Raw genomic sequence first — 22,409 nt, 5'->3', positions numbered from 1 at the left:
GGCCGGGAGCCTTAAGTACTATCCGCCAACGATTCGCTGGTAGAGCGCCAGATAGTCGTCGACCATGCGGTCGGCCGAGAAGCGTTCGAGCGCGCGGGCGCGGACCCGGGCCCGGTCCAGCTTCAGGGCGTCGTCGAGCATTCCGGCGGCCTCCGCCGATCCGGTGGCGAGATATCCGGTCACCCCCTCGTCGACGATCTCGGGCATAGAGCCAAGCGGATAAGCGATCACGGGGGTACCGCACATCATGGCCTCGGCCACCGAGAGTCCGAACGGCTCGGCGAACCCGATCGGGTGCAGCAGGGCGGCGGCCGAGCCCAGGATCTCGGCCCGTTCCGCGGGGCCGACGTTGCCGCCGTAGACGATCTGCTCACCGTCGACGTGTGGCAGTACCTCCGCCTCGTGGTATGCCCGGTCGTGCACCGGGCCGCAGATCAGCAGGCGGCGACCGGTCGCGCGGGCGATCTTCACGGCCTCGGCGGTGCCCTTGTCGGGGTGGATGCGCCCGAACGCCACCAGGGTGTCGCCCGGCTCCGCGCGGAACGGAAACTGCCGCACGTCGATGCCGTGGTAGATCGTGGCGGCGTAGTCGAGGCCGGGGCCGCGGTCGGCGTCGGAGATCGACACATACTGCGACCGGGCCCGCTGATAGGCCGGGAGAATGGCCTCCGAGCAGAACCCGTGCACGGTCGTCAGCAGGCGGGTACCGCAGAAATCGCTCATCGCGAGCGGCAGCCAGTCCAGGTTGTTGTGCACGAGGTCGAACTCGGCGCTGCGCGCGTAGCAGTGCGCGATGTGGATCGCCTCCCAGACCCGCCCGTCATACGTGCTGTCCTCGTTGTACGGGTGCGCGACGACGCCGTCGAGCCGGGCCGCCGTCACCGAGTCCAGGCTCGCGAACAGCGTGACGTCGACGCCGCGCGCGGCCAGGCCCTCGGCGAGCAGCGAGACGACCTGCTCCCAGGGGCCGTAGGCCCGCGGCGGCGTGCGCCAGGCGATGGGTCCGAGTAGTGCCACCTTCATGCCGCGCTCCCTACCCCCGCGCCCCCGCGCGAATCCTCACGAACATGCCTGGACTGCCGATACCACCTGATGAACATAACGGACAAAAAGGCAAGTGCGAGGAGACCATGGCGGGATGGCGCTGGTACGCGGGCCTCGGGCTCGGGGCCGTCGCCGCCGGCGGGTTCCTGCCGGTCCTCGCGCGGCAGGGGCTGTACACGCTGATCGGGGTGGCCGCCGCGACCGCCGTCACCGCGGGGATGCGCCGGTTCCGGCCGGCCGAGCGGCGCGGCTGGGCGTACTTCGCGGCCGGGCTGTGGTGCTCCGTCGCGGCGGCCGTCGTCTACGCCGCGCAGTACGGAATCACCGGGCACCTGACCACCCCGGCCTGGAAGGACGGGCCGTTCCTGTGCTCGTACGTCCTCATGGCGCTGGGCACCCTGCGCTGGGTGCGGCCCGACCCGGCCCGCCCGCGCGCCGAGCGGTTCATCGACTCCGGGATCGTCGCCTCCGGCGTGGCCGCGCTCGCCTGGACGTTCATCGTCTATCCGCTGCTGTTCGAGCGGCACGTCGGCACCGGGCCCGCGATCAGTCACGTGACGTACATTTCGATCGATCTTGTGCTCGTGGTGCTCACCGCGCGCATGATGTTCACCGCCAGCGTGCGCAGTCCCGCGCACGCCCTGGTGTCGGCCGCGATCACCACGGTCATCGCCGGTGACGTCGTCTACTACGCCGCGCTCGCGTGGACGGGCCGGCCCGGCGGGGACAGCTTCTCGACGTCGCTGTACCTGTGCGCGTACACCCTGATCGGCACGGCCGCACTGCACCCGTCGATGGCCGCGGCGGCCGGCCGGCCCGAGCGGTCCCAGCTGGTCATCCCCCGCCACCGGGTCTGGCTGTACTCCGTGCTGGCCCTCGTCGGCCCGGTCGTCGCCATCGCCATGCTCCTGGTCGCCGCCCCGCTGCCGTCCCGCTCGTGGGTGATCGTCCCGCTCGCCACCTCGGTCGTCACGTCGGTCCTGTTCATCGCCCGGCTCAGCCAGCTCGTCCGCTTCGCCAACCGCCGCGTGCTCGAGCTCGACGCGCACGCCGTCGCGCTCGGCGAGGCCCTGCGCGAACAGGACGCGTTGCGCCAGCAGCTGACCCACCGCGCCCTGCACGACGCGCTCACCGGCCTGGGCAACCGCGCACTGCTGCAGGAGCGGCTCGAACATTCGCTCACCCGCACGCACGCCATGCACGGCCTGCTGCTGCTCGACCTGGACGGGTTCAAGGACGTCAACGACTCCTACGGCCACCCCACCGGCGACGCGCTGCTCATCGAGGTCGCGGCCCGGCTCGTCGGCGTCGTCGAGGTGTCCGACACGCTCGTGCGCCTCGGCGGTGACGAGTTCGCGATCCTCATGGAGGAGGCGACCCCGGAGCGGGTGGCGGCGGCCGGCCGGCAGGTGATCGACGACCTCGGCCAGCCGTTCGTCGTCCACGAGCGCGAACTGTCGATCACCGCCAGCGTCGGGTCGCTGCTCTTCGCCGCCCCGGCCACCCCGTCGGAGGCGCTGCGCAACGCCGACCTGGCCCTCTACGCGGCCAAGGCGGCCGGCAAGAACCGGCTCGCGGCCTACGAGGAGCGGCTCGCGACCGAGCGCACCGAGCACATGCGCATCGCCGCGGACCTGCGCCGGGCGATCGCGGCCGCCGAGTTCACCGTCAACTACCAGCCGGTGGTCGACCTGGCGACCGGGCGGGTCACCGCCGTCGAGGCGCTGCTGCGCTGGTCCCGCAACGGCATTCCGATCCCACCCCTGGACTTCGTGCCCGTCGCCGAGCAGTACGGCCTGATCGTGCCCATCGGCGCCTGGGTGCTGCGACAGGCGTGCCGGGACGCCCGCGCGTGGCACGACCGGTTCGGCATCTCGGTCACCGTCAACGTCTCCGGCCGCCAGCTGCGCGAGCCCGGCTTCGCCGACACCGTCATCGAGGCCCTCGACGCGGCCGGGCTGCCCGGGGCGGCGCTGATCCTGGAGATCACCGAGACGGTGCTGGTTTCGGCCGAGGCCGACGAGGTGACCGACCTGCTGTTCCGGCTGCGGGCCGAGGGCGTGCGGATCGCCGTCGACGACTTCGGCACCGGCTACTCGTCACTGTCCTACCTGCGCCACCTGCCGGTCGACATCCTCAAGATCGACCGCGCGTTCACGCCCGGCGGCGAGGTCGCCGAGGAGCTGGCGTTCACCCGCGCGATCGTCGAGCTCGGCAACAGCCTGCGCCTGTCGTCCATCGCCGAGGCCGTCGAGACGCCGGAGCAGGCCGAACGACTGCGCCAGCTGGACTGCCCGCAGGCGCAGGGGTACCACTTCTCCCGGCCCCTGCCGGCCGCCGACCTCGACGCGGTGCTCACCGAGTCCGGCGGCGTCCTGCGCGGGACTACGCCTTCCGCAGCAGCCGGTGCTGCTTGACGACCGGAACGGAGAGGGTTTTGTACCCGACCTGCTCGAACAGCACCGTCATCTGCTCGCCCGCGTAGGACAACACCACGCCCTTGCCCCACTCTCCGTGCCGGACCTCGGCGTGGATCGGGAACGGGGCGTCCTCGGCGGCGGCGAGCCCGGCCTCGGCGCTGCCGTCGGTGCAGTTGTCGCAGTGCCCGCAGGTGCCGTCGAGGTGCTCACCGAAGTAGGCCAGCAGGGTCCGCCCGCGGCACTGCTCCGTCTCGGCGAAGTTGCGCATCATGTCCAGCCGCGACCGGCTCGTCGTCTGCTGCCGCTCGGCCTGGGCCGCGACCAGCTCGGCCGCCTTCGCCGGGGCCGGGGCCCAGCGCGGCGCCTTGACCTTCCCGCCGTGCAGCATGCGCACCGCGCCGACCTCCTCCAGCAGGCCCAGCAGCTGCCCGAGCTTGCGCTCCCCCAGCCCGGTCTGTTCCTCCAGCTCGGCGCGGGTCAGCGGCTCCTTGGCCGCCCGCAGCAGGGCCGCGAGCGAGGCGACCTCGTCCGTGTCGACGGAGACGTTGCTGAAGAACTTCCGCAAACCCGTGTCTTCGGTACGGTGCAGCAGCAGCACGTGCGCGGGTTGTCCGTCGCGGCCGGCTCGCCCGATCTCCTGCAGGTAGGAGTCCGGGGAGTCGGGCAGGGAGACATGGTTGACCCAGCGGATGTTGGGCTTATCGATGCCCATGCCGAACGCGGTCGTCGCCACCATGATCGGGACCTGGTCGGCCAGGAACGCCTCGTGGGCCCGCTCGCGGTCGCCCGCGCTCATCCCGCCGTGGTAGGCGACGGCGTCCAGGCCCTCCTTCGTGAGCGCCTCGGCCAGTTCCTCGGTGGCGCGGCGGGTCGGGGCGTAGACGATGCCCGGCATCTCCGACTCCTGGATGCGGGCGACCAGACGGCGGTAGCGGATGTCCTCATCGGCGCAGTGGACCGACTCGAGGTACAAATTGGGGCGGTCCAAACCCGTGACGACCACTTCGGGGTCGCGCAGGCCGAGGCGCTCGATGATGTCCTCGCGCACGGGCGGCGAGGCGGTCGCGGTCAGCGCGACGATCGGCGGGCGGCCGAGCTCCCGGATGAACTGGCCGAGCTGCAGATAGTCGGGGCGGAAGTCGTGCCCCCAGGCCGACACGCAGTGCGCCTCGTCGACCGCGACCAGGCTCGGCTTCAGCGCCTTGATCTGCGCCACCCGGGCCGGGTCGGCGAACTGCTCCGGCGTCAGGAACACGAACTCGGCGTCGCCCTTGCGCAGCGACTCCAGGGCCTCCTCGCGCTCGGTCTTGCCCTCGGCCGAGGACAGCCGGACCGCGACCAGGTCCTCGTGGTTGCGCGCGGTCAGCGACGCGATCTGGTCCTGCTGGAGCGCGAGCAGCGGCGACACGACGATCGTGGGCCCCGGCAGCAGCGGCGCCGGCACCTGGTAGATGGCGGACTTCCCCGCGCCCGTGGGCAGCACGGCCAGGGCATCGCGCCCGGCCATGAGCGCCTCCATCGCGCGCAACTGTTCGTCGCGGAGCCGTTCCCAGCCGAAACTCTCCTTGGCGACCCGCCGCAGATCTTCCGCACTCATCGCGCCTTCTTACCAACTTTCTCTGATAGGACGGCAGGTATGCCAATCGAGACGCAAGGTGTCGTTGCCCTCGGCAAGGGCCGCCCCGTGAGCCTGGAGACCATCGTTGTACCCGAGCCGGGACCGGGTGAAGCACGTGTCGAGGTGCAGGCTTGCGGAGTCTGCCACACCGACCTCCACTACCGCGAAGGCGGCATCAGCGACGACTTCCCGTTCCTGCTCGGCCACGAGGCGGCCGGCGTCGTCGAGTCCGTCGGCCCCGGCGTCACCGAGGTGGCCCCGGGCGACTTCGTGATCCTCAACTGGCGGGCCGTGTGCGGCCAGTGCCGCGCCTGCCTGCGGGGCCGCCCCTGGTACTGCTTCAACACCCACAACGCCAAGCAGAAGATGACGCTCAAGGACGGCACCCCGCTCTCCCCCGCCCTGGGCATCGGCGCCTTCCTCAAGCACACGCTGGTCGCCGCCGGGCAGTGCACGAAGGTCAACCCCGAGTCCCCGGCCACCGTCGCCGGCCTGCTCGGCTGCGGCGTCATGGCCGGCATCGGCGCCGCCGTCAACACCGGCAACGTGGGCCGCGGCGACTCCGTGGCCGTCTTCGGCTGCGGTGGCGTGGGCAACGCCTCCATCGCCGGGGCCCGCCTCGCCGGCGCGTCGACGATCATCGGCGTCGACCTCGACGACCGCAAGCTCGAATGGGCCAAGGAGTTCGGCGCCACCCACGTCGTCAACTCCCGCGACACCGACCCGGTGGAGGCCATCAAGTCCCTCACCGGCGGCTTCGGCGCCGACGTGGTCATCGAGGCGGTCGGCCTGCCGCAGGTCTACGAGCAGGCCTTCTACGCCCGCGACCTGGCCGGCACCGTCGTCCTCGTCGGCGTGCCGCGCCCCGACATGCAGCTCACCCTGCCGTTCCTGGAGGTCTTCGGGCGCGGCGGGGCGCTCAAGTCCAGCTGGTACGGCGACTGCCTGCCCTCCCGCGACTTCCCCATGCTCGTCGACCTGCACCTGCAGGGTCGCCTGCCGCTGGACAAGTTCGTCTCCGAGACCGCATCCCTCGGCGACGTGGAGGAGGCCTTCCACAAGATGGAGCGCGGCGAGGTGCTCCGCACGGTGATCACGCTGTAGAAAATTCCGGGGCCGTGTCGATCCAGGGGCCGCCCGTTCGACAAGGGGGTGTGCGAGGGCCGACCGGCGGCCGTCGCGAGTTGAGGAGAGCAGCGGGATGTCGAAGTACATGCTGATCATGCGCGGCACCGACGAGTCGAACGCGGCCATCATGGCCAACTTCGAGGAGCTCGCCCCGAAGACCTACTCCTACATCGAGGAGCTGGTCAAGGCCGGTGTGTTCCTGGCCGCCGAGGGCCTGGACACCGCCGACAACAGCGTCGTGGTCGACTTCAGCGGCGAGACCCCGGTCGTCACCGACGGCCCCTACGGCGAGACGAAGGAGCTGTTCGGCGGCTACTTCCTGCTCGACGTCGCCTCGAAGGAGGAGGCGGTCGAGTGGGCCCGGCGGATTCCGTCGGTCCGCGGCTCCAAGATCGAGGTCCGGCGGGTGGCCGGCGACGATGAGAAGCCGCTGGGCGGCGACGCCTGATGGGCCCGGCCGACGTCGAAGCCGTCTGGCGGATCGAGTCGGCCCGGATCGTCGCCGCGCTGACCCGGTTCACGGGGGACTTCGGGCTGGCGGAAGACGCGGCACAGGAGGCGGTGGCCGAGGCACTCGTGTCGTGGCCGGCCACCGCCCCGGCCAACCCGGCCGGCTGGCTGATGGCCACGGCCCGGCGGCGGGCGATCGACGCGATCCGTCGCCGGGCCGCCCTGCACGACCGCTACGCCCTGCTGGCGGCCGACCCCGAGCTGGCGTCACCGGCGGACCCGCCGGCCGACGCGGGCCTCGACCCCGACCGCATCGACGACGACGTGCTCGCGCTGATGTTCATCAGCTGCCACCCGGTCCTCTCCCGCGAGGCCCGGGTGGCGCTGACCCTGCGCGTGGTCGCCGGGCTGTCCACCGAGGAGATCGCCCGCGCGTTCCTGGCGCCCGTCCCGACGATCCAGGCCCGCATCACCCGGGCCAAGAAGACGATCGCGGCCGCGGGTGTCCCGTTCGAGCTCCCGGCCGCGAGCGAACGCCGCGACCGCCTGGGCGGCGTCCTCAGCGTCCTCTACGTGATCTTCACCGAGGGCTCGACGGCCACGTCCGGCGACCGCCTGCTGCGCCCCGACGTCGCGTACGAGGCGGTCCGCCTGGCCCGCACCCTGGCCGCGCTGCAGCCGGACGAGCCGGAGGTACACGGCCTGCTCGCCCTGTTCGAACTGACCACCGCCCGCTTCCCGGCCCGCACCGCCCCCGACGGCTCCCCGGTCCTGCTCGATCACCAGGACCGCCGCCGCTGGGACCACACCGCCATCCGGCGCGGCCTGACCGCCCTGGTGAAGGCCTCGACCCGCGGCCTGGGCCCATACGGCCTGCAGGCCGCGATCGCCGCCACCCACGCGTCCGCGCCGACGGCCGAGGCGACGGACTGGGACCGCATCGTGGTCCTCTACGAGGCCCTGGGCCGCGTGGCCCCGTCCCCGGTGGTCGAGCTGAACCGCGCGGTCGCGGTGGCCATGGCAACCGGCCCGGCCGCCGCCCTGACCATGGTCGACGAACTGGTGGCGCAGAACCGCCTCCCCGGCTCGCACCTGGTGCCGACCGTCCGCGGCGAACTGCTGACCCGCCTCGGCCGCGCATCAGAAGCGCGCGCGGAACTGCAACTGGCCGCCCGGCTCTGCACGAACGAGCGGGAACGGGCAGTACTGCTGAACAAAGCCGCCGCACTGCAAGCGTAAATAGTCCCCGCGAGCAGCAATAATCTCTTTGCTCACCACCGCAGAAGCCCCGAATCATCACCACCAACACCGACCACGACAAACAGCACCACCCACGAACGGCAATCATCTCCTCCACCGCGCAGGCGCCACGAATCGTCACCACCGAATACCGACCACGACGGGCCACGCAGCGCCAGACGGACCGCAACCACCGATCGCGCAACCAAACTACGGTCGCGCCCACACTACTCCGGTACTCACCATCGGCCGAGCGCACATTTGCGGTGCCCCTCGAACCGGCCAATTTCCGACCGGCGGCCCATGCGCACGCGAGTCGACGAACATTTCCGCGCGGCAACGGCTTGACGATTCGTGGGGCCTGCGGCGGTCGAATTTCAAGCGGTGGTGACGATGACGGTGTGCTCGATATGTCGGCCGCTTCGGAGCCGCGCTCCGCTCGACATATCGGGTTATACCCTGACAGGTCATATATCGCATTTGCGAAGAACCTGGCGCTCATAACGATCGCATTGGTGTCGCACTGCCGCTGCAGATGGCGCGAAGCACGCACGCGGCTCCGCTGGGCGGTGGCGACCTGTTCGCATCGGGGCTGGTGCGCGGCTCGGGCACGCGAATGCCGGACCGGTCCTGGGACCGATCCGGCGGGCATCGCGCGTGCGTCGTCGCTAGTCGCGAGCGCGGGCCGTTTCGCGGCGGTTGGCCTTCATCAGCGCCTCGACCAGCTCCGCCTTCGTCATCCGCGAGCGGCCCCGGATCTCCAGGCGCCGCGCGAGGTCCAGCAGGTGCTGCTTCGAGGCGTTGGCGTCCACGCCCTCGGCGGTCTCCTTCGGCCGGTTGCGCGCCGCCGCCCCGCGCTGGGCGGACTGGGCGTCGCTCGGGCCGGCCTCGTCCTTCGGCTCCCAGTGGTCGCCGACCTTCTCGTACGTGTGCTTGAGCGCCGAGAAGGCCGTGCGGTGCGCGCGCTCGCCGTCGCCGTACTGCTCGGCGGCCGAGTCGTGAGTCTTCTGCCAGGTCGCCTGCGCGTGCTTGTCCGAGCGTTGCAGGGTCGAGGGCAGGTCACTGTCGCGCGGCTTGCGGGGAGCCATCAGGTTCACCAGTCCTTCATCCAGGGCAGCTGCGCGTCCAGCCAGTCGTTGAGCCGCGCCACCTGGTCGACGTTGCTGTCGAGCCAGCCGACCTGGCCGGTCATGGCCAAAATGCCGAAGACGACGGCGGTACCGCTGATCAGCACGCCCAGCGTCCCGAGCCCGCGGCCGGCCACGTTCGGCCGCACGCCGGCGATGATCCCGCCGAACGAGAACAGCAGCCCGAGCGCGCCGACGGGGATCGCCCACGGCGCGAGCAGACCGGTCAGCGCGACCGCCACGCCCGCGACACCCAGCATGACGCCGAGCGTGGCGAGCAGGCTCACCCGCGCGGGGGCCTGGCGCACCGGCACCGGCTCGGTCACCGGCTCCGTGACCGGCTCCCGGTCGATGGTGCGGCGCATGGTGGGCGTCTCGGTGTCGCGGTCCATGACCCCGACGGCCGGAATGGTGCCCGTGGTCTTCGCCTCGGTACGGTCGTCCACCCCGTCGCCGTCTTTGTCGTGCCGGCTCCTGAGGCGCCACGTCCGGGTCTCGCTCGCGGCTTCGGCCCGGTCGTCCACGCCGTTGTGGTTGCGGTCGACGGCGGGACTCTCGGCGCGGTCGTCGACCCCGTCGCCGTCCCGGTCGGTCGCGCCGCGACCGCCGAACAGCTGCCCGATGCGTGCCACTGTGCTCTCACCTCCTGGTACGCGCCCGGCCGGCACTTCGGGGGGTTCGGAGTCCGGGTATGTCGGGCGGATGGTGAACGGCTACCCAGGCGCGGAGATTCTCAATCGGGGGTGAGCCCGTTTCGGGGGATTTCGCCCGGGTAGCTGCGTCTTCATGGAACGAGGAAACACGAAGCACGGCGCCGCGCTCGACGAGCGGCTCCGGCGCGAAGACGCACTCGAGGCCCGCCAGGTCGACCCCGAGGGCGAGGGCGACCGCTCGGGCGGCGCACCGGTCGGCATGACGCCGGATGAGGTCGAAGCCAGAAGCAATCTCGGCCGGTACATCCCGATGGCGAGCCTTCCCGGCGACCGCGACGACCTGATCGCCGGCGCCACGGAGCTGGAGGCCCCCGACGAGGTACTCGACGCTCTGGAAGCCCTTCCGGCCGGAACCCAGTTCCAGACGGTCAACGAGGTGTGGGCGGCGTTGGGCGGGCGCAACGAGGACCCGGCTCACCGGCCGTAATACGAAATTCCAGTCCAGCCGCCGCCGCGAGAGCCGCGGCGGGTTCCTGTGTGGCCAGGACGGCGGGGGCCGGCTGAGCGGGCTCCCGCGGCGGCCCGGCGAGCGACAGCCCGGCCAGCGACGGATCGGCGAGCGACGGGTCTGAGCGAACGGTCCACCAGCGCATGGCGGCAGTCCTTTGCGCAGTCAGTCGATCCCCGGGGCCCGCACGCCCCGGGGATCGCGTCTGTGGGAACTGGTTGTGGTGCCGGGTCAGTCGGCGAGGATGGCGTACAGCTTGCGCCGGGTCTCGGTGAGGACCTCGAGCGCCTGGGCCCGCTGCTCGGGCGTGCCGTTGAAGCCCACCTGCCGCAGCGCGTCCATGATCCCGAACGCCGCGTCGCGGAACTCCTGCGCCTGCGAGACGTTCTCGTCGCCGTACTCCTGCCACGGCGCGTTCTGCGCCGCGGTCTCCGCCTCGGGCCGGCCCGTCTCGGTGAGCACGAACCGCTTGCGGCCCCCGCTCTCCTCGGCGACGATCAGCCCCTCGTCCTCGAGCATCTGCAGCGTGGGGTACACCGACCCCGGGCTCGGCCGCCAGATGCCGCCGGTGCGCTGCTCGAGCTCCTGGATCATCTCGTATCCGTGCATCGGCCGCTCGTTGAGCAGCGCGAGCACCGCGTTGCGGACGTTCGGGCGGCCACCGCGGCCCCGTCCGCTCTGGCGCCCGTGGCCGTGGTGTCCACGCCCGCCCCAGCCGCCGCGTCCGCCCTCGGGCGGGAACGGCGGGATGAAGCTGCCGAACCCGCGCTGCCAGGCGCCCGTGTCGAAGAATCCGTGTTGCGACCGCATGTCGCATCCCCCATTTCGCTGGCTCGCCGCCAACGGTTGGCGGCTCATCGTCTTCTTGATAGTTCGACGATATATCGGGAACCTATCGGCGACAACCCTTCCCGATAGTGACCTGGCGAACGTGGTACGAAGTCCGGCACGGGACCCGTCGGGGTATAAATCCGATATGTCGAGCGAAGCGGGGCGCGCAGCGCCCGACATATCGAGCGCCCTGGCGGGGTCTGTCAAGTGACCGGTGTGAGGGCTACGTTCGCAGCATGGCGGAGTCGGCGGAATGGACGCGGGTCGACGACGGGCGGCATGCGCTCGACCTGTTGACCGCCAGCTATCGGCGGCATCAGTTCGTGCGGCACAGTCATGCGACGTACGCGATCGGGGTCGTCACGTGCGGGGAGGAGCAGTTCCACTACCGGGGTGCACTGCGCCGGGCCGGGGTCGGGAGCCTGGCGATCCTGGAGCCGGGTGAGCCGCACGACGGCATGGGGGTGCGTCCGGAGGGGTGGGCCTACCGGGTGCTGTACCCGAGCGAGTCCCTGCTCTTCGAGGGTCACCCCGAGCGGGCGCACTTCCGCGAGCCGGTCGTCACCGATCCGCGCAGCGTGCACCTCATCCGGGCCGCGCACGTGGAGCTGACCTCCGGAGTGGACCCGCTCGCCGCGCAGTCGCGGCTGGCGTGGGCGTTCGCGGCGGTGATCCAGCGGCACGGTGAGCGGCGGTCCGAGGGGCGGGGAGGTGGGGAGCGCGGGCTCAAGGCGGCTGACGCGGCGGCGCTGCGCAAGGTGGATGCGATCCGCGACCGGCTCCTCGCAAACCTGCGGTGCGCACCGTCGTTGCGGGAACTGGCGGCGGGGGTGGAGCTGTCGCCGTACCACATGCTGAGGGTCTTCCGCGAAGCGACGGGCTTCCCGCCGCACGCGTGGCTCGTGCTGGAGCGGGTGTGTCATGCGCGGCATCTGCTCGCCGCGGGGCGTTCACCGGCCGACGTCGCCGGGGTCGTGGGCTTCGCCGACCAGGCCCACCTGACGCGGTGGTTCAAACGGGTCACGGGCGTCACACCGGGCGCGTTCCGCAATAGCGTTCAAGACCGCAGGCGACCGGCGGGCGTGGAATCGGGGGCATGAGTCGTCGTGGCTGGCTCCTGTTCGGCGCCATGTGTGTCGTGTGGGGCATTCCATACCTGCTGATCAAGGTCGCGGTCCGGGAGATCGGGCCGGCCGAGCTGGTCTTCGTGCGCACCGCGATCGGGGCCGTCCTGCTGCTGCCGATCGCCCTGGCCCGCAAGGAGCTGCGCGCGTCGGTGCGGCCGTGGCTGCCGCTGCTGGCGTACACGATCGTGGAGATCGGCCTGCCGTGGCTGCTGCTCTCCGACGCCGAACGGCACGTCGACAGCTCGTTCACCGGGCTGGTCATCGCCGGCACGCCGCTCGTGGCCGCGGTCATCGCCCGGCTCACCAACCGGGCCGAGGGCCTCACCGCGGCCCGGGTCGGCGGCCTGCTGGTCGGCTTCGCGGGCGTGGCCGTGCTCCTCGGGTTCCACGCGGGCGGCGGCGGCCCGGTGGCGCTGCTCGAACTCGGCGGGGTCGTCGTCTGCTACGCGAGCGGCCCGCTCATCATCGAGCGCTGGCTCTCGGACGTACCGCGCTACGGTGTCGCCGCCGCCTCGCTGGTCGCCGGCGCGGTGATGTTCGCGCCGGTGTCGGTGCCGAAGCTGCCCGACCTGGCCCGGCACGTCACCGCGGGCCCGGCCCTGGCCGCCGTCGCACTCGCGGTGATCTGCACGGCCCTCGCCTTCGTCCTGTTCTTCGCCCTCATCGCCGAGGTCGGCGGCGTGCGGGCCACGGTCATCACGTTCGTGAACCCGGCGGTGGCCGTCGTGCTCGGCTTCTTCGTCCTGGGCGAGGAGGTGACCTGGCTGACGGGGGTCGCGTTCACCCTGATCCTGGCCGGCTCGATCCTGTCCACGCGCCGCAAGCAACCGCAACCGGCCGCCGCGGCCGCGGAGCCGGTTCCTACGATGCGGCCGTGACGCGGGAGCGGCTACGCGTGGCTGGCGACGCTCAGGACGTGGTCGGTCAGGGAGGGGTCGGCTCGGAGTTCGGCGGCGGTGTGGGTGGCGGCGACCATGCCGTCGGCCAGGAGGGCCACCCGGTCGGCGACCGCCAGGGCGTGCTCCGGCTGCTGCTCCACCAGTAGGACCGTGAGGCCGGCGCGGGCGAGTTCGGCGACCACGGCGCGGACCCGGTCGGCCAGGTCGACGGCGAGGCCCTCGCACGGCTCGTCCAGCAGGAGGACCGTCGGCTGGGTCAGCAGGGCTCTGGCGATGGCGAGCATCTGGGCCTCGCCGCCGGAGAGCTGGTTGCCGCGGTTGCGCATGCGCTCCTGCAGGCGGGGCAGGAGTTGCAGGACGCGCGCTACGGTCCACTCGCCGCGGCGGCGGGACAGGGTCAGGTGCTCCGCGACCGTCAGGCTCGGGAACACGCGGCGTCCTTGCGGTACCAGTGCGATGCCCGCTCTTGCCACTCGGTGCGCGGGACGACCGGCCAGTTCGTTGCCGTCCAGGGTGATCCGGCCGGCCTTCGGCTTGATGAGGCCGCAGATCGTGTGGACCAGGGTGGTTTTGCCGGCGCCGTTGCGGCCCAGGACGGCCAGGGCCGCGCCGGTGGGGATGGACAGGTCGACGCCGTGCAGGACGGTGCCGCCGCCGTAGCCGGAGTGGACGCCCTCGACGGTCAAAGTCATGGTGTCACTCCTGCGTAGGCGGCCTTGACCTCCGGTGAGCGCCTGGTCTCGGCGACGGTGCCGGTGTGCACGTGCCGGCCCGAGTGCAGCACGGTCACGTTGTCCGCGAAGCCGTACACCAGGTCCAGGTGGTGCTCGACCAGCAGGACCGCCACCGTCTTCGGCATCGTCGCCAGCAGGCCGGCCAGCAGCTCGATCTCCGGCGGGGCCAGGCCCGCGGCCGGTTCGTCCAGCAGGAGCAGGGCGGGCTCGCCGGCCAGGGCCATCGCCAGTTCGAGCTGGCGGCGCTGGCCGTGGGACAGGCTTCCGGCCTTGACCCCGGCCACGTCGGCCAGGCCGACCGTGGCCAGGTACTCGCGGGCGTTCGGGCGCAGCCGGCCCCACGGGCGCCGGGCCCCGACCAGGACGTTGTCCATGGCCGTGAGCGTCGGGTAGACGGCCGGGTGCTGGTGGGTGCGGCCGATGCCGAGGCGGGCCCGGCGGGCGGCGCCCACGCGGGTCACGTCGCGGTCGTTGAAGTGGATCCGGCCCGTCGTCGGGCGCTGGGCGCCGGCGACGAGGTTGAGCAGCGTCGACTTGCCGGCACCGTTGGGGCCGATCAGGGCGCGGCGCTCACCGGGCGCCAGCCGCAGCGCCACGCCGTCGAGGGCGGCCAGGTCACCGTAGCGGCGGCCGAGGTTCTCCACGCGCAGGATCATCGGGCCACCTCCTGCTCGGTGGAGCGCGGGCTCCGCTGGGCCGGAATCCTGGCCGGCGGGCGGCGGCGGCCGAGGCGGCCCAGGAAGGACAGGGCCGCGTGCTCACCCAGCAGGCCGTTGGGCAGGAGGTACACGCAGGCGATGAACAGCAGGCCCAAGAGCAGCGGGGCGTGGCCGGCCTCGGCGACCCAGTCCCGGGTGGCGACGACCAGGCCGGCACCGACGAGGGCGCCGATCATCGACGTCGCGCCGCCGATGACGATCGCGAGGAGGATGAGGGCGGCGACGTCGAAGCCGCCGTCGCCGGGCGAGACGTACGACTGCACCGTGAACAGCAGCGCGCCGGCCACACCGGCCAGGGCGCCGGCGACGACGTAGGCGACCGTGAGGTAGCCGGCGACCGGGTGGCCGCTGGCCTTCATCCGGCGGGCGTCGTCGCGGGTGGCCCGCAGGAGGGCGCCGGCCGGTGAGCGCAGCACGAGCAGGACCACGGCGACGAGGACGGCGACGACGGCGAGCGTGTAGAGGTACCGCGACGCGTCCGTGTCGAGGTCGACCAGGCCCGGCAGCGGCTGGATGGCGGCGAAGCTGGTGAACCCGTCGGTGCCGTGCGTCAGGGACTTCCACTGCCCCGCGATCGTCGACGTGAGCTCGCCGAGCGCGAGGGTGATCATCAGGACCACGACACCGCGGGCATAGACGACCAGTGGTGCCGTGACAAGGGCGAAGACCGCGCCGGTACCGGCGGAGGCCAGCAGGTGCCAGAGGCCCACGCTGATGTCGTTGCTGACCATGATCGCGGTCGTGTAGGCGCCGACGAGGAACGGCGCGGTCTGGCCCAGGGTCGGCAGGCCGGCGACGCCCGTGAGGAGGGCGACGCTGACCGCGAGCAGGCCGATGATGAGCATCCGGGTCAGCATGCCGGTGGCGTAGCGGTCGAGCGTCCACGCGAACGAGACGAGCAGGCCCAGCACGGCCACCGTGAGGAGGTACTTCAGGAATCTCATGCCGACCGTCCCGAGGGCAGCAGGCCACGGGCCCGGGCGGCCAGGGCGATCGCCATCGCGCCGAACAGCGCGAAGGGGGCGACGGCGGGCCAGTTGGGCGCGATGATGTTCTGGATCTCGCCGACCGCGATGGCCGCGACGAGCGCGCCGGCGATCGAGCCCATGCCGCCGAGGACCACGACGACCAGGGAGAGCAGCAGCACCTGGTCGCCGGTGCGGGGGCCGGCGCCGATGATCGGGGCGCCGAGGGCACCGGCCAGGCCGGCCAGGGCGCCGGCACCGGCCAGGACGCTGGTGCGCACGGTCATCGGCGAGACGCCGAGCATGGCGACCATGTCGCGGTCGTCGACGGTGGCGCGCACGAAGTTGCCGGCCCGGGAGCGGGTGACGATCAGGCCGAGCCCGGCCGCGATGAGCGCGGCGACGAGGATCAGGGCCAGCCGGTAGCGCGGGTAGGTGTGCCCGAACAGGTCCATCGACCGGTCGAGCACCGGCGGCACCGCGATCGGCAGGTCGTCCTTGCCGAACAGGGCCGTGAGCCGGTCGCCGGCCACCAGCGCGACGCCGAACGTGAGCAGCGCCTGGGCGAGGTGGCCGCGACCGGCCAGCGGTACGAGCAGCACGGAGAGCAGTGCGCCGCCGAGGCCCGCGGCCGCGGTGCCGACCAGCACCGCGAGCGCGAGAGAGCCCCAGCTGCCGTCGCTGATCTTCGCGGCGGCGTAGGCACCGAACGCGAACAGCGTCCCGTGCGCGAGGTTGAGCACATCACCGACGCCGAAGGCGAGGGTGAGCCCGGCGGCGACGACGAAGAGCAGCAGCCCATAGGCCACGCCGTCGACCGCCGGGATCAGGTACGCGTCCAACTGACTACTGGCCGACCGTCGCGAGGTCCTGCACCAGCGTGTTCGCCAGCGCGCGGCCGTCGTTGCGGACCTGGCGCAGGTACCACTTCTGGACCGGCGCGTGGTTCTTGCCGAACTGCCACTGGCCGCGCGGGCTGGTGATCTGGCCCAGCTTGCCGACCTGCTCGTTGATCGTCTCCGAGGTCACGTTGCTGCCGGCCGCGGCGATGGCCCGGTCGAGCACGGCGGCGGCGTCGTAGGACGCGACCGCGTAGGTGGTCGGGGTGACGTCAGGGAACTTCTGCCGCCAGGCGGCGACGAACTTGCGGTTGTCCTCGTTGTCGAGGTCGGGCGAGTAGTTGCAGGTGGTGTAGACGTCCTTGGCGGCGTCGCCCTCGGCCTGCAGGACCGAGCCCTCGGTCAGGAACGCGCCGTAGAGCGGCAGGTCCTTGATGTCCGAGGTCTTGTACTGCTTCACGAAGTCGATCGCGGCCTTGCCGGCGTAGAAGGTGTAGACCGCCTTGGCCCCGCTGGCCTTGATCTGGCTGAAGAACGGCAGGAAGTTGGTGGTCGCCGGGAAGGGCGTCCACAGCGTCTTGCCGCCGTTGTTGGCCAGCTGGCCGCCGATCTTGGCGAACTCGGTGGTGAAGCCGCCGACCTCGTCGTAGCCACCCTGGTAGTCCGGGCCGATCGCGAAGACCGGGCCGTTGACCTTGTCCTTGATGTACTGCGCGATCGACTGGCCCGGGTCCGAGGACATGAAGCTCGTGGTCCACACCCCGTTGAGGTCCTTGAGCTCGGGGCGGCCGTTGGAGCCGATCAGCGGGATCTTCGCCTGGCTCAGCAGTGGCGCGACGGCGGCCACCGAGCCACCGCCGACGATGCCGGTCACGGCGAGGACCTGGTCCTCCTTGACGAGCTTGGTCGCGGCCGGGACCGCGGTCTGCGCGCCGTCGCCCTCGTCGGCGACCTTCAGGTCGATCGGGTGCCCGCCGAGCTTGTTGCCGTGCAGGCTCAGGTAGAGCTCGAAGCCGTTCTTCAGGTCGGTGCCGACGGCCTGGTAGGTGCCGGTCAGCGAGCCGAGGAAGCCGATCTTCAGGGTGGACGCCGCGCCGGCGCTGTCGGACTTCGCGTCGTCATCCTTGGCGCATCCGGCGCCCGCGAGCACCAGGCCGGTGGCCAGCGCGATGCTGACCAAACGTCGGGGCAGGAACATTACTCTCCTTGAGGGGGGTTTCTAGCGGCGTACGCCGGCGCGCTGCGCCAGGGCGTGCTCGGTCACGGCGACGAGGATTTCCTTGGCCGACGACCGTGACCGCACGTCGGCATCGAGCATCGGGACACTGCGGTGCACAGCGAGTGCGTCCCTGATGTCCTCGAGGTGGTAGCGCGCCGCGCCTTCGAAGTTGTTGACGGCGACGACGTAGGGCAGGCGGCGGTTCTCGAAGTAGTCGATGGCGCCGAAGCAGTCGGCCAGCCTCCGGGTGTCGGCGATGACGACGGCTCCGATGGCACCCCGGCACAGCTCGTCCCACATGAACCAGAAGCGCTTCTGGCCGGGTGTACCGAAGAGGTACAGGACCAGGTCCTGGTACAGCGTGATGCGGCCGAAGTCCATAGCCACCGTGGTGCTGCCCTTGTCCGGCACCAGCGACGCGTCGTCGTGCGCGAGGCTGGCGGCGGTCATGACGGCTTCGGTGGTCACCGGCGGGATCTCCGAGATCGCGCCGACGAGCGTGGTTTTGCCCGCGCCGAAGCCGCCCGCAATGATGATCTTGACGGCGGTCGGGCGACCACGCCGATTCGGATCGGTCACATCTGGCCCCGAATCGCGGGCGTCAGCGCGTCGCCGATCCGGTTGGCGAGCTCGGTCATCTCGTAGGAGACCTTGCCGACGTCGGCGTTCGGCGAGGCGAGCACCAGCATCGATGCGCCGTCGCTGAACGCCATGCAGAACATGAAGCCGCCGTCGAGCTGGGTCACGTTGGAGATGACCTGGCCGGCGTCGAAGAAGCGGGCCGCGCCGGCGAGGAGCGCGACGAGACCACTGCCGGTGGCGGCGAGCTGGTCGGCCCGGTCCCGGGGCAGGGCCCGGGTGTGGGCCAGCACGAGACCGTCGGTGGAGATCGCCAGCGCATGGCTGACGTCGGGGGTGCGGCTCGCGAAGCTATCCAGCAGCCAACCGAGATTACTCGGGTCGGTCACAGAAGTGGTCCTCTCCAGCTGTTGCATATCCATCCCAACGGTTCCCCCCGGAGCCCATCAGCCTTGCGGGCGTCGGTTGGCGACGCCACGTGCGTATGCCGACATCGCCGCGGCCACCCGCGAGGGGTCCCGCTTGGGCGTGCCGGTCTCGACCTGCCGGCCCGGCTGCTGCTGGGTCGGCTCGGCCGCACCGGGCACCAGGTGCCGCCCGGCCGCCCGGACCGGCAGACCCGCCGCCGTCGTCGAGCTGACCTGCGGTGTCGCCGCCTCCGCGGCGGTGCGCCAGCCGGCGTCGGCCGACGACTCCCAGTTCTTCGGCTCCGGCGCCGCGGCCGCCGCCGCGACCGTCGCCATGGCCGGCTGCGCGCTGACCGGAGCCTCGGCCTGCAGCTCGGGCGGCGTGTCCACGTGGAACCAGCCGCTCACCGACTTGAAGATCGGCAGCTCCATCGCGTCGTCCTCGGCCGAGGCGAGGATCGCCGGGACCTCGGGCTCCGGCAGCGGCGGCCACATGCCGGGCCCGGGCGGGGCCGGCTGGGCGTGCGGCGCCGGCTGGACCGGCGGGTAGGACGAGGTGGCCTGGGTCGTGGCGGCGGACTCGTAGGGAGCCGGGTCGTAGGGCGCGTCGTAGTCCGGCGCCTGGAAGACCTGGGTCGCGGCCGAGGAGTTGATCGGCGTGAGCTCCTGGGTCGCCCACTGCTGGGCCGGGGCCGGGACCTCGAACAGGCTCGGCTCGGACCGCGGCTGCGGGGTGAACAGGTCGCCACCACCACCGCCGGGCCGGGATCCGTTGCCGTTGGGCGCCCCGACGGTCGCCGTGGTGAGCTGCGGCCCCCGCTCCGAGGCCAGGATCGGGCGGAAGACCTCTTTCGGGATGATGATCTCGGCGAGCGTCCCGGTGTGCTGGCCCGGGCGCAGCGCGACCTGGATGTTGTACCGGGCGGCGATGTGCCCGACCACGGTCAGACCCATGGCGCGCACAGCGGCGATGTCGATCGCCGGCGGCCGGGACAGCAGCTCGTTGAGCTGTTCCCGCCGCGACGGCGAGAGGCCGACGCCGGTGTCGACGATCTGCACGATCACCCGGTCGCCCAGGCCGCGGGCGGTGACCCACACCTCGGACTCCGGCGGCGAGTAGCCGGTCGCGTTGTCGAGCAGCTCGGCGAGCAGGTGCACGATCTCGTCGACGGCCTCGGCGACCACGGCCACGTCGTCGTCGACGCTGCCGAAGCGGACCCGCACGTAGTGCTCGATCTGGGAGATCGCGGCCTGCAGGACCTTGCCAAGGGGCGCGTCCTCGCGGCGGACACGGGCGGCGCCGGAGCCACCGAGCACCAGGAGGCTCAGGTTGATCCGGGCCATCCGGGTGGCCAGGTGGTCGAGCTGGTAGAGCTCCTGCAGCCGGTCCGGGTCGGTCTCGTCGCGCTCGACCCGGTCGACCTGGGCCAGGACCGCGTCGACCAGTCGCTGCTCGCGGCGGGACAGGTGGACGAAGATCTCGGCGACGTTGGACCGCATGACGGCCTGCTCACCGGCGATCTTGACGGCCTCGCGGTGGACGGCCCGGAAGGCCGTGGCCACGTCGGCGACCTCGTCGGAGCCGGACACCACCAGGGTCGAGGACGCCCGGTCGGCGACCTCGTCCGGGTCGACGGTGCCGGGGGCGGCGGCGCGCAGCTCGGCCACGACGGAGGGCAGCTGGTCGTAGGCGACCGTCCGGGCCGCGTCCTGCAGGTATCGCAGCCGCCGGGTCAGGCGCCGGGCGACGAAACCGGTGAGCACGATGGCGACGAGGAGCACGACGACCACGCCCGCGGTCTGCAGGGCGGCCCGCGTCATCTGGTCGTCGTGGACGACCGCGACGGACTGCTCGATGCTCTCGTCGACCTGCTGCTCGACCTGGTAGAGCAGGCCCTCGTAGCCGGACATCGCGTTGATCCAGGCGGCCGAGTCGAGGTTGATCCGGGTGCCCGGCTGGGTGCGGCCGACCTGGTCCTGCTGGCGCTGGGCGGCGACGACCTGGTCGCCCATACCGGCCTGCTCGTACCAGGTCCGCCACTCGACCGGGGCGAGGGCGTTGAAGGCGACCGACTGCTCCGTGAAGCTCGTGCGGGTCGCGGTGATCTCCTGCTGCAGCGCCGGGGTCAGCTCGCCCGCGGCGATCCCGCGGAGCACGGCCGCCTGCTGCTGCCCGACGGCCTCGGCGGCCCGGGCGAGCGCGGCGGCGGCCCGGATCTCGTCGGCCAGGTCGGTCGGCGCACCGGAGCGGGCCACCGACTCCCGGTAGTCCAGGAGGTCGGCGATCATGATCCGGTAGGAGAACGCGACGGCCGAGACGGACGCCTGCTTGCCGTTGCGGACCTGGTCGCGCAGCTTGGACAGCGATCCGAGGCCCTGGTCGATGCGGCCGAGGGTGTCGGAGTCACCGCCACCGGCGAGGTTGTCGCGCTGGTTGCCGTACTTGTGCACGGCGTCGTCGGTCAGCAGCACCTGCTGCTGGAACGCGTCCTGCTGGGTCGCCTCGTTGCGCAGGACGACGTTGACGGCCGCGGCCCGTTCGCGCTGGAGCGCGTGTGCCAGGCCGCCCGCGTCGGTGGCCAGGGCGGAGAGGTCCTGCAGGGTCCGCGCCTGGTTCACCTCCTGGACGGTGGAGAAGAAGGCGACACCGGCGAAGACGACGACGGCGACGAGGGGCACGGCGACGATGAGGCGGAGCTGGTCGACGATGCGGCGGCCGGCCCGCTGCCCGGAGCGCCGCTCGTCAGCGCCGCGACCCGGAGGCAGCGACTGGTCGCGGCGGGCGAGAGCGGCGGTGTGGCGGGTCGGCCGACGGTCGGGGCTCTGCCGAGGGTCGCGACCCTGCCGTTGGGCGGGCACGGGCAACGAACTCTGGCTTTGGGTCACGAAAAGTCCCCGCAGGCATCCGAGATTGACAATGCGCGTCGAACGCGGACCGAGCCGAGCAGGGCAAGAGGCCCAATCTCCCGGCTGTCGCATCGACGTTGTGCACAATCACAGAGCGGCCGATCTGTGTCAATACCGACGTACGTGATCGAACGACGATCGCCTGTTTCCGCCTCATCCGTTCGCCGGTGCTATGTCAACCCGTACGGACCCAAACGGCTGGACCGGACCGATTTCCGACTGATGTCTTCCGATATGAGCAACCCTCGTGTGATGTTTACTTTACTCCGCCGCAATGGTAACAGAATGCATTGTCGACAACACATACTGTTACTCATTGTCGTTAGAAAATATGATTAACCGACAATGTTCATGCGCAGGCAAATATCTCAGCGGCAAGCTTCAGCTGATGGTCATCCGCGCAGATCCGGCCGCCGAAGCCGAGCCGGGCCAGCCCCGCGCAGGACTCCGCGAACCGGTCGCGATCAGGGCATATGTCCGCCAGCGGGGCCCCGATCCGGGCCGCCGCGCTCGCCGCCACCACCATCGAGCGCGGCCACAGCAGCTCCCGCTCGTCCGGGCCCGGCGTCAGGCGCAGCTCTCGGACCAGCGCGGCCTCACCGAGCAGCAGCCGGGCCACCCGCGGGGCCCGGGCCAGCTCGGCCGCGGCCAGCAGCCCGGCCGCCGTCTCGACCACCGGGATGACAGGCACCTGGCCGATCGCCAGGCCGGCCGCCTCCTCGGCCTCGGCGAGGGCGGCCCCCAGCGCGGCCAGCTCCGACGCCGAGGCCGCCGCCGGCGCGCACACCCCCGCGAGGCCGGGCGTCACGACGGCCCTGGTCGCCCGCAGGCCCGGCTCACCCGCCGGGAGCCGTACCCAGCCACCCGGGCCGATCGGGGCCACGTCGTCGAGGGAGGCGGGCCGGGCACCGGCGACGAACAGGTACGAAACCATCCTCTGATCTTCAGGTGCCGGACCCGTTTCGGCCATTCGGCCGCGACGACCCGGCCCCACGC

At 71.7% G+C, this 22,409-nt stretch carries 21 protein-coding genes; 7 read left to right on the top strand and 14 right to left on the bottom strand.

Features of this window, described 5'->3' with window-relative positions:
• Positions 1-18: 18 nt before the first annotated feature.
• Positions 19-1,023: a glycosyltransferase family 4 protein gene (locus ACIA8L_RS15790; protein WP_395904829.1), complete on the bottom strand. Its 1,005-nt coding sequence runs from the start codon at positions 1,021-1,023 to the stop codon at positions 19-21.
• 107 nt (positions 1,024-1,130) lie between these two features.
• Here ACIA8L_RS15790 and ACIA8L_RS15785 point away from each other — a divergent pair, with 107 nt between their 5' ends.
• Positions 1,131-3,461, top strand: a complete 2,331-nt coding sequence (locus tag ACIA8L_RS15785) for a putative bifunctional diguanylate cyclase/phosphodiesterase (RefSeq protein WP_395904827.1) — start codon at positions 1,131-1,133, stop codon at positions 3,459-3,461.
• Here the strand turns inward: ACIA8L_RS15785 and ACIA8L_RS15780 are convergent.
• The gene (locus ACIA8L_RS15780; protein WP_395904825.1) at positions 3,430-5,061 is read right to left on the bottom strand and encodes a RecQ family ATP-dependent DNA helicase; all 1,632 of its coding nucleotides are present in this window, start codon (positions 5,059-5,061) and stop codon (positions 3,430-3,432) included. The genes ACIA8L_RS15785 and ACIA8L_RS15780 overlap by 32 nt on opposite strands.
• A gap of 39 nt (positions 5,062-5,100) precedes the next feature.
• Here ACIA8L_RS15780 and ACIA8L_RS15775 point away from each other — a divergent pair, with 39 nt between their 5' ends.
• The 3 genes from ACIA8L_RS15775 (at position 5,101) to ACIA8L_RS15765 (ending at position 7,899) form a co-directional block, all read left to right on the top strand.
• Positions 5,101-6,186, top strand: a complete 1,086-nt coding sequence (locus ACIA8L_RS15775) for an S-(hydroxymethyl)mycothiol dehydrogenase (RefSeq protein ID WP_395904823.1) — start codon at positions 5,101-5,103, stop codon at positions 6,184-6,186.
• 97 nt (positions 6,187-6,283) lie between these two features.
• Positions 6,284-6,658 carry a YciI family protein gene (locus ACIA8L_RS15770; RefSeq protein WP_395904820.1) on the top strand — a complete coding sequence of 125 codons (375 nt, stop codon included), beginning with the start codon at positions 6,284-6,286 and terminating at the stop codon, positions 6,656-6,658.
• Positions 6,658-7,899, top strand: a complete 1,242-nt coding sequence (locus ACIA8L_RS15765; RefSeq protein WP_395904818.1) for an RNA polymerase sigma factor — start codon at positions 6,658-6,660, stop codon at positions 7,897-7,899. The genes ACIA8L_RS15770 and ACIA8L_RS15765 overlap by 1 nt, the downstream gene beginning before the upstream one ends.
• Positions 7,900-8,567: 668 nt before the next feature.
• Here the strand turns inward: ACIA8L_RS15765 and ACIA8L_RS15760 are convergent.
• A complete protein-coding gene (locus ACIA8L_RS15760) occupies positions 8,568-8,987 on the bottom strand; it encodes a ChaB family protein (RefSeq protein WP_395906291.1) in 420 nt (139 codons plus the stop codon).
• A gap of 5 nt (positions 8,988-8,992) precedes the next feature.
• Positions 8,993-9,658, bottom strand: coding sequence for a hypothetical protein (locus tag ACIA8L_RS15755; protein ID WP_395904816.1), 666 nt, complete (start codon positions 9,656-9,658; stop codon positions 8,993-8,995).
• Positions 9,659-9,812: 154 nt separating this feature from the next.
• On the opposite strand from ACIA8L_RS15755, the gene ACIA8L_RS15750 reads away from it, so the two are divergent.
• Positions 9,813-10,166 (top strand): DUF2795 domain-containing protein, encoded by a 354-nt coding sequence (locus ACIA8L_RS15750; RefSeq protein ID WP_395904814.1) that lies wholly within the window; start codon positions 9,813-9,815, stop codon positions 10,164-10,166.
• A 252-nt stretch (positions 10,167-10,418) separates the two neighbouring features.
• On the opposite strand, the gene ACIA8L_RS15745 is transcribed toward ACIA8L_RS15750, so the two are convergent.
• Entirely contained in the window at positions 10,419-10,997 is a 579-nt protein-coding gene (locus ACIA8L_RS15745; RefSeq protein WP_395904812.1) for a PadR family transcriptional regulator, read from the bottom strand.
• A 257-nt stretch (positions 10,998-11,254) separates the two neighbouring features.
• Here ACIA8L_RS15745 and ACIA8L_RS15740 point away from each other — a divergent pair, with 257 nt between their 5' ends.
• Complete coding sequence (locus ACIA8L_RS15740; RefSeq protein ID WP_395904810.1) at positions 11,255-12,118, top strand: helix-turn-helix domain-containing protein; 864 nt, start codon at positions 11,255-11,257, stop codon at positions 12,116-12,118.
• Positions 12,115-13,023 (top strand): DMT family transporter, encoded by a 909-nt coding sequence (locus ACIA8L_RS15735; RefSeq protein ID WP_395904808.1) that lies wholly within the window; start codon positions 12,115-12,117, stop codon positions 13,021-13,023. The genes ACIA8L_RS15740 and ACIA8L_RS15735 overlap by 4 nt, the downstream gene beginning before the upstream one ends.
• An 11-nt stretch (positions 13,024-13,034) precedes the next feature.
• Here the strand turns inward: ACIA8L_RS15735 and ACIA8L_RS15730 are convergent, their stop codons facing one another.
• The 9 genes from ACIA8L_RS15730 to ACIA8L_RS15690 all read right to left on the bottom strand — a co-directional run bounded on the left by ACIA8L_RS15730 (position 13,035) and on the right by ACIA8L_RS15690 (position 22,347).
• A complete protein-coding gene (locus ACIA8L_RS15730) occupies positions 13,035-13,736 on the bottom strand; it encodes an ABC transporter ATP-binding protein (protein WP_395904806.1) in 702 nt (233 codons plus the stop codon).
• The gene (locus ACIA8L_RS15725) at positions 13,733-14,434 is read right to left on the bottom strand and encodes an ABC transporter ATP-binding protein (protein WP_395904804.1); all 702 of its coding nucleotides are present in this window, start codon (positions 14,432-14,434) and stop codon (positions 13,733-13,735) included. The genes ACIA8L_RS15730 and ACIA8L_RS15725 overlap by 4 nt, the downstream gene beginning before the upstream one ends.
• Entirely contained in the window at positions 14,431-15,441 is a 1,011-nt protein-coding gene (locus ACIA8L_RS15720; protein ID WP_395904802.1) for a branched-chain amino acid ABC transporter permease, read from the bottom strand. The genes ACIA8L_RS15725 and ACIA8L_RS15720 overlap by 4 nt, the downstream gene beginning before the upstream one ends.
• Positions 15,438-16,304: a branched-chain amino acid ABC transporter permease gene (locus ACIA8L_RS15715; protein WP_395904800.1), complete on the bottom strand. Its 867-nt coding sequence runs from the start codon at positions 16,302-16,304 to the stop codon at positions 15,438-15,440. The genes ACIA8L_RS15720 and ACIA8L_RS15715 overlap by 4 nt, the downstream gene beginning before the upstream one ends.
• A gap of 4 nt (positions 16,305-16,308) precedes the next feature.
• Complete coding sequence (locus ACIA8L_RS15710; RefSeq protein WP_395904798.1) at positions 16,309-17,499, bottom strand: ABC transporter substrate-binding protein; 1,191 nt, start codon at positions 17,497-17,499, stop codon at positions 16,309-16,311.
• A gap of 21 nt (positions 17,500-17,520) precedes the next feature.
• Positions 17,521-18,099 (bottom strand): GTP-binding protein, encoded by a 579-nt coding sequence (locus tag ACIA8L_RS15705; protein ID WP_395904796.1) that lies wholly within the window; start codon positions 18,097-18,099, stop codon positions 17,521-17,523.
• Entirely contained in the window at positions 18,096-18,488 is a 393-nt protein-coding gene (locus ACIA8L_RS15700) for a roadblock/LC7 domain-containing protein (RefSeq protein ID WP_223102326.1), read from the bottom strand. Before ACIA8L_RS15700 ends, ACIA8L_RS15705 begins: the two co-directional genes overlap by 4 nt.
• Before the next feature lie 57 nt (positions 18,489-18,545).
• Positions 18,546-21,365, bottom strand: coding sequence for a nitrate- and nitrite sensing domain-containing protein (locus tag ACIA8L_RS15695; RefSeq protein ID WP_395904794.1), 2,820 nt, complete (start codon positions 21,363-21,365; stop codon positions 18,546-18,548).
• A 397-nt stretch (positions 21,366-21,762) separates the two neighbouring features.
• Positions 21,763-22,347, bottom strand: coding sequence for an aldolase/citrate lyase family protein (locus ACIA8L_RS15690; protein ID WP_395904792.1), 585 nt, complete (start codon positions 22,345-22,347; stop codon positions 21,763-21,765).
• Between the last annotated feature and the right edge of the window lie 62 nt (positions 22,348-22,409).

Source organism: Dactylosporangium sp. NPDC051541, from assembly GCF_044454505.1.
Taxonomy (GTDB): domain Bacteria; phylum Actinomycetota; class Actinomycetes; order Mycobacteriales; family Micromonosporaceae; genus Dactylosporangium.
Note: the sequence above shows the minus strand (reverse complement) of the source record. Positions and strands in the feature narration are given on the sequence as shown.